General features: G+C 63.0%; 14 protein-coding genes. All 14 read right to left on the reverse strand.

The genetic code is table 11. The annotated features are described in order from the left end of the window. Window positions 1–6 precede the first annotated feature (6 nt). Window positions 7–372, reverse strand: coding sequence for a 30S ribosomal protein S13 (gene rpsM, locus ACK42S_RS03895; RefSeq protein ID WP_409703607.1), 366 nt, complete (start codon window positions 370–372; stop codon window positions 7–9). A gap of 43 nt (window positions 373–415) precedes the next feature. Continuing rightward, window positions 416–529 (reverse strand): 50S ribosomal protein L36, encoded by a 114-nt coding sequence (gene rpmJ / locus ACK42S_RS03900; protein ID WP_047196694.1) that lies wholly within the window; start codon window positions 527–529, stop codon window positions 416–418. Window positions 530–555: 26 nt separating this feature from the next. Next, on the reverse strand, window positions 556–774 hold the full coding sequence (gene infA / locus ACK42S_RS03905; protein ID WP_003264140.1) for a translation initiation factor IF-1: 219 nt from the start codon (window positions 772–774) through the stop codon (window positions 556–558). A gap of 31 nt (window positions 775–805) precedes the next feature. Then, complete coding sequence (gene secY / locus ACK42S_RS03910) at window positions 806–2116, reverse strand: preprotein translocase subunit SecY (RefSeq protein ID WP_409703614.1); 1311 nt, start codon at window positions 2114–2116, stop codon at window positions 806–808. A gap of 44 nt (window positions 2117–2160) precedes the next feature. After that, entirely contained in the window at window positions 2161–2595 is a 435-nt protein-coding gene (gene rplO / locus ACK42S_RS03915) for a 50S ribosomal protein L15 (RefSeq protein WP_409703618.1), read from the reverse strand. 8 nt (window positions 2596–2603) lie between these two features. Then, window positions 2604–2795, reverse strand: coding sequence for a 50S ribosomal protein L30 (gene rpmD / locus ACK42S_RS03920; protein ID WP_019561683.1), 192 nt, complete (start codon window positions 2793–2795; stop codon window positions 2604–2606). Between the two features lie 16 nt (window positions 2796–2811). Beyond that, window positions 2812–3330 (reverse strand): 30S ribosomal protein S5, encoded by a 519-nt coding sequence (gene rpsE, locus ACK42S_RS03925; protein ID WP_409703623.1) that lies wholly within the window; start codon window positions 3328–3330, stop codon window positions 2812–2814. Between the two features lie 24 nt (window positions 3331–3354). After that, window positions 3355–3720 carry a 50S ribosomal protein L18 gene (gene rplR, locus ACK42S_RS03930; protein WP_409703625.1) on the reverse strand — a complete coding sequence of 122 codons (366 nt, stop codon included), beginning with the start codon at window positions 3718–3720 and terminating at the stop codon, window positions 3355–3357. 11 nt (window positions 3721–3731) lie between these two features. Next, entirely contained in the window at window positions 3732–4265 is a 534-nt protein-coding gene (gene rplF, locus ACK42S_RS03935; RefSeq protein WP_409703627.1) for a 50S ribosomal protein L6, read from the reverse strand. Between the two features lie 17 nt (window positions 4266–4282). Continuing rightward, a complete protein-coding gene (gene rpsH / locus ACK42S_RS03940; protein WP_409703630.1) occupies window positions 4283–4678 on the reverse strand; it encodes a 30S ribosomal protein S8 in 396 nt (131 codons plus the stop codon). A 24-nt stretch (window positions 4679–4702) separates the two neighbouring features. Continuing rightward, a complete protein-coding gene (gene rpsN, locus ACK42S_RS03945; protein WP_409703633.1) occupies window positions 4703–5008 on the reverse strand; it encodes a 30S ribosomal protein S14 in 306 nt (101 codons plus the stop codon). Window positions 5009–5016: 8 nt separating this feature from the next. Next, the gene (rplE, locus tag ACK42S_RS03950; protein WP_409703636.1) at window positions 5017–5556 is read right to left on the reverse strand and encodes a 50S ribosomal protein L5; all 540 of its coding nucleotides are present in this window, start codon (window positions 5554–5556) and stop codon (window positions 5017–5019) included. A 10-nt stretch (window positions 5557–5566) separates the two neighbouring features. Further along, window positions 5567–5884 carry a 50S ribosomal protein L24 gene (gene rplX, locus ACK42S_RS03955; protein WP_409703639.1) on the reverse strand — a complete coding sequence of 106 codons (318 nt, stop codon included), beginning with the start codon at window positions 5882–5884 and terminating at the stop codon, window positions 5567–5569. A 21-nt stretch (window positions 5885–5905) separates the two neighbouring features. Continuing rightward, window positions 5906–6237 (reverse strand): 50S ribosomal protein L14 (gene rplN / locus ACK42S_RS03960; protein ID WP_409703642.1); only part of this gene is annotated, 332 nt, incomplete at its 5' end.

Here is a 6237-nt window from a genome sequence, read left to right on the forward strand (position 1 = left end):
GGCGGCTTACTTCTTCAGCGCCACGCCCGACTTACGCGGCCCCTTGCGGGTGCGGGCGTTCGTGCGGGTGCGCTGGCCCCGCAGCGGCAGGCCGCGACGATGGCGGAAACCGCGGTAGCAACCCAGATCCATCAGGCGCTTGATGTTGATCGACATCTCGCGGCGCAGGTCGCCCTCGATGGTCAGCTTGCCCACTTCCTCCCGGATCTTCTCCAGGTCGGCATCGGTCAGATCCTTGATCTTCTTGTCATACGGGATCGCGCAGGCGTCGCAGATCTTCTGCGCCGTCGAGCGGCCGATGCCGTAGATCGAGGTCAGGCCGATCTCGGTGTGCTTGTGGGGCGGGATGTTGATACCAGCAATACGTGCCATGTGCGTCCTCTAACTCGCGTTCATCCGGGGGCGGCGGTGCCGCTCAGCCCTGGCGCTGCTTGTGGCGCGGGTCGGTGCAAATCACACGAACCACGCCATTGCGGCGGATGATCTTGCAATTGCGGCAGATCTTTTTGACGGATGCCGAAACTTTCATGGTCTTCTCCTTGACCTTTTAGTTGCTCACTTCGCTCGAAACACGATGCGAGCGCGACTCAAATCGTAGGGCGTCAGCTCGACGGTCACCTTGTCGCCCGGCAGGATGCGGATGTAGTGCATGCGCATCTTGCCCGAGATGTGACCGAGCACCACGTGCCCGTTCTCCAACTTCACGCGAAACGTGGCATTGGGCAAGTTCTCCAGCACCTCGCCCTGCATCTGGATGACGTCGTCTTTCGCCATGCGTTTTCGTTCGTTTCGCTCGCAGCCTGTCTCAACTGGCCTTGAAATTCGCCTTCTTCAGCAGCGACTCGTACTGCTGAGACATCACATAGGACTGCACCTGAGCCCAGAAATCCATCGTCACGACCACAATGATCAGCAACGAGGTGCCGCCGAAGTAGAACGGCACGTTGTACCTCAGGATCAGGAACTCCGGCAGCAGACACACCGCGGTGATATACAGAGCCCCCACCAGCGTCAGGCGCGACAGGATCTTGTCGATGTAGCGTGCGGTCTGATCGCCCGGACGGATCCCCGGAATGAATGCGCCACTCTTCTTCAGGTTGTCTGCCGTCTCGCGGCTGTTGAACACCAAGGCCGTGTAGAAGAAGCAGAAGAAGATGATCGCCGCCGCATACAGCATCACGTAGACCGGCTGGCCCGGGTGCAGCGCATCGGCAATGTTCTTCAGCCAGCGCAGGCTGTCGCCCGTGCTGAACCAGCTCACGACAGTGGCCGGCAGCAGGATGATCGACGAGGCGAAGATCGGCGGGATCACGCCGGCCATGTTCAGCTTCAGGGGCAGGTGCGAGGACTGACCGCCGTAGACCTTGTTGCCGACCTGGCGCTTGGCGTAGTTCACCAGGATCTTGCGTTGGCCGCGCTCGACGAACACCACGAAGTAGGTCACCAAGCCCACGACCACGATGATGGCCAGCGAGACGATGATGCTCATCGCGCCGGTGCGCACCAGCTCGAACAGGCCGCCAATCGCGCTCGGCAGGCCGGCCACGATGCCCGCGAAGATCAGGATCGAGATGCCGTTGCCCAGGCCACGCTCGGTGATCTGCTCGCCCAGCCACATCAGGAACATAGTCCCCGCCGTCAGGCTGATCATGGCTGTCATGCGAAAGCCGAAGCCGGGGTTGAGCACCAGGCCCGGAGAGCTTTCCAGTGCGATCGCGATCGACACCGACTGAAAGATCGCCAGACCCAGCGTGCCGTAACGCGTGTACTGCGTGATCTTGCGCCGGCCGGCTTCGCCTTCCTTCTTCAGTTGCTCGAGCGTGGGCACGACGTAGGTCATCAACTGCATGATGATCGACGCCGAGATGTAAGGCATGATGCCCAGCGCGAACACGGTGAAGCGCGACAGCGCGCCGCCCGAGAACATGTTGAACAGGCTCAGGATGCCGCCTTGCTGACTGCGGAAAAGCTCCTGCAGCTGGTTGGGGTCGATGCCCGGCACCGGGATGTGCGCCCCGATGCGGTAGACGACCAGCGCCATCACCAGAAAGAACAGTCGGCGACGCAGATCGCCGAACTTCCCGGTCTTGGCCAACTGACTTGCGTTGCTTGCCACGGCTAAGGTGTCCTCGTGAGCCTCGTCTTGCTGCCTGCGGGGGCTTACTCGGCGACGGAGCCGCCGGCCGCCTCGATCGCCTTCTTGGCACCGGCGGTCGCCGCCACGCCCTTGAGCACGATCTTGCGGGTGAGTTCGCCCGCGACGATCACCTTGGCGTTGCGCACCAGTTCACCGACCAGGCCGGCCTGCTTCAACGTGAGCAGATCGATCTCGGCCGACTCCAGGCGCTGCAGGTCTCCCAGACGCACCTCGGCATTGAACTTCAGGCTTTGCGACTTGAAGCCGCGCTTGGGCAGACGACGCTGCAGCGGCATCTGACCGCCCTCGAAGCCCACCTTGTGGAAGCCACCGGCACGCGACTTCTGGCCCTTGTGACCGCGACCGGCCGTCTTGCCCAGGCCGGAACCGATGCCACGGCCCACGCGGCGCTTGGCGTGCTTAGAGCCCGCTGCCGGCTTGATGGTGTTGAGTTGCATGATCGTCCTCAGCCTGCCTGAACCACCTGCACCAGGTAGCTCACTTTGTTGATCATCCCACGCACGGCGGGGGTGTCTTCCAGCACCGATTCGCTGTTGAGCTTGCGCAGGCCCAGGCCGCGCACGGTGGCGCGGTGATCGGCTCGCGTGCCGATCACGCTGCGAACCAGCTTGACTTTCAGGGTCTTCTTCTCAGCCATGATGTACTCCAGCGGCTCAGTTGAAGAGCTCTTCAACCGACTTGCCGCGCTTGGCCGCGATCTCCGCCGGCGTGGTGCAATTCTTCAGCGCGGCCAGCGTGGCACGCACCATGTTGTAGGGGTTGGTGGACCCGTGGCTCTTGGCCACGATGTCGGTCACACCCATCACCTCGAAGATCGCGCGCATCGGGCCGCCGGCGATGATGCCGTCACCGGGCTTGGCCGGCGCCATCAGCACCTTGGCCGCACCATGCTGGCCGGTCACGTTGTGGTGCAGCGTGCCGTTCTTCAGGCTGACCTTGAACATATTGCGGCGGGCCTGCTCCATGGCCTTTTGCACAGCCACCGGCACCTCGCGGGCCTTGCCTTTGCCCATACCGATGCGGCCGTCGCCGTCACCCACGACGGTCAGGGCCGCAAAGCCGAGGATGCGGCCACCCTTGACCACCTTGGTGACGCGGTTGACCGCGATCATCTTCTCGCGCAGACCGTCGTCGCGACCTTCGTCCGCCACTTTCGGTTGAAACTTTGCCATTTCGGATTCCTTGAGGTCGTGCGCTTAGAACTTCAGACCGCCTTCGCGGGCGGCCTCGGCCAGGGCCTTGACCCGGCCGTGGTAGGCAAAGCCGGAACGGTCGAACGCGACCTTCTCGATGCCGGCCGCCTTGGCCTTTTCGGCAATGCGCTTGCCCACGATCTGGGCTGCCGCCACGTTGCCGCCCTTGCCCGGGCCACCAAGCTGCTCGCGCACGGCCTTCTCGGCGGTGGAGGCGGTGACCAGAACCCGGGAGCCGTCCTCGGAGATGACGCTCGCGTAGATGTGCAGGTTGGAACGGAACACAGTCAGGCGCGCCACACGCTGCTCGGCAATGCGCAGGCGCGTCTGACGGGAGCGACGCAGGCGCTGTTCTTTCTTGTTCAACATCTGGCGGCTCCTTACTTCTTCTTGGTCTCTTTGATGACGACCTTCTCATCCGCATAGCGGATGCCCTTGCCCTTGTAGGGCTCGGGCGGACGGAAGGCCCGCACCTCGGCAGCGATCTGGCCCACCACCTGGCGGTCAGCGCCCTTGATCACGATCTCCGTCTGCGAGGGGGTCTCGACCTTGATGCCGGCCGGCATGTCTTTGACCACCGGATGCGAGAACCCGATTTGCAGGTTGAGCTTCTGGCCCTGGGCCTGCGCACGATAACCCACGCCCACCAGGGTCAGCTTGCGCTCGAAGCCCTTGCTGACGCCTTGCACCATGTTGGCCACCAGGGCGCGCATGGTGCCGGACATGGCATTGGCCTCGGCAGAGTCATTCACAGGAGCAAACAAGAGCTTGCCACCTTCGTTCTTGACCGTGACCAGCTTGTTCGCCGGGCGCGACAACGTGCCCAGCGAGCCCTTGACGCTGATCTGGTCGGCAGTGATCGACACATCCACACCCTGGGGGATGGCGATCGGCATTTTTCCAACGCGGGACATTTGCGACCTCTCCTCGATCAGGCGACGTAGCAGAGCACTTCGCCGCCGATGCCGGCCTGGCGTGCCTTGCGGTCGGTCATCACTCCCTTGGGCGTGGTGACGATGGCCACGCCCAGACCGTTCATGACCTGGGGAATGCTGTGACGACCCTTGTAGATGCGCAGGCCGGGACGGCTCACGCGCTCCAGGCGCTCGATCACCGGACGGCCGGCGTAGTACTTGAGCGCGATCTCGAGTTCGGGCTTGGAGGCCTCGCCACGCACGGCGAAGTCGTCGATGTAGCCTTCATCCTTCAGGACCTGCGCGATCGCCACCTTCAGCTTCGACGAGGGCATGCGAACGCTGGCCTTCTCGACGATCTGGGCATTGCGGATGCGGGTCAGCATGTCGGCGATAGGATCACTCATGCTCATGGGTTCTTCTCCTGATCGTGCCGATTACCAGCTGGCCTTGATGACGCCCGGAATCTCGCCCCGGAACGCCAGGTCACGGATCTTGCTGCGACCCAGACCGAACAGACGGAAGGTGCCGCGAGGACGGCCCGTCAGGCCGCAGCGTGCACGCTGGCGGGTGGGATTGGCATTGCGAGGCAGCTTCTGCAGCTCCAGACGGGCGAGGTAGCGCTCTTCGTCACTCTTCTTGGCATCGTTGGCGATGGCCTTGAGCTCGGCGTACTTCTTCGCGTACTTGGCGGCCAGCTTGCTGCGCTTGGCTTCGCGCTGAATCATGGAAACCTTGGCCATGAGCCACCTCAGTTCTTGAACGGGAAACGGAACTCGGACAGCAGCGCCTTGCACTCCTCGTCCGACTTGGCCGTCGTGGTGATGCTGATGTTGAGGCCACGCAGGGCGTCAACCTTGTCGTACTCGATCTCGGGGAAGATGATCTGTTCCTTGACGCCGACGTTGTAGTTGCCGCGGCCATCGAAGGAACGACCCGAGATGCCCCGGAAGTCGCGCACACGAGGCAGCGCGATCGTCACGAAGCGGTCGAGGAATTCGTACATGCGCACGCCACGCAGGGTGACCATGCAGCCGATGGGCACCCCCTCGCGGATCTTGAAACCGGCAATGGCCTTGCGCGACTTGGTGATCACGGGCTTCTGGCCGGCGATCTTGGCCAGGTCGCCCACGGCGTGCTCCATGACCTTCTTGTCCGACACCGCCTCGCTCACGCCCATGTTCAGCGTGATCTTGGTGATGCGCGGCACCTCCATGACCGACTTGTAGCCGAACTTCTTGACGAGGTTCGGGACGACTTTCTCGCGGTAGTACTGTTGCAGACGAGCCATCTCGAACCCCTTACGCCTTGATCTCTTCGCCGCTGGACTTGTAGACGCGCACCTTCTTGCCGTCCGCCAGCAACTTGAACCCGACGCGGTCGGCCTTGCCCGTGGCGGCGTTGTAGATCGCCACGTTGGACTGGTGGATGGGCATGGTCTTGTCGACGATGCCGCCGGTCGTACCCTTCATCGGGTTGGGGCGCACGTGCTTCTTGACCACGTTCACCCCCTCGACGGTGATGTACTGTTCATCCACGCGCGCCGTCACCGTCCCGCGCTTGCCTTTGTCGCGCCCGGTCAACACGATGACCTGGTCGCCCTTACGAATCTTGTTCATGGCCTGTCCTCGGCTTGAAGCTCAAAGCACCTCGGGGGCGAGCGACACGATCTTCATGAAGCGCTCGGTCCGCAGCTCGCGAGTCACCGGGCCGAAGATGCGGGTGCCGATCGGCTCCAGCTTGTTGTTCAGGAGCACCGCGGCATTGCCGTCGAACTTGATCAGCGAGCCGTCCTGACGGCGCACACCCTTGGCGGTGCGCACCACCACCGCGTTGTAGACCTCGCCCTTCTTGACGCGGCCGCGCGGCGCAGCTTCCTTGATGCTGACCTTGATGATGTCGCCAATCCCGGCATAACGGCGCTTGGACCCGCCCAGCACCTTGATGCACATGACGGACTTGGCGCCAGTGT

This window comes from Caldimonas sp. (assembly GCF_046289365.1).
Lineage (GTDB): Bacteria > Pseudomonadota > Gammaproteobacteria > Burkholderiales > Burkholderiaceae_C > Caldimonas.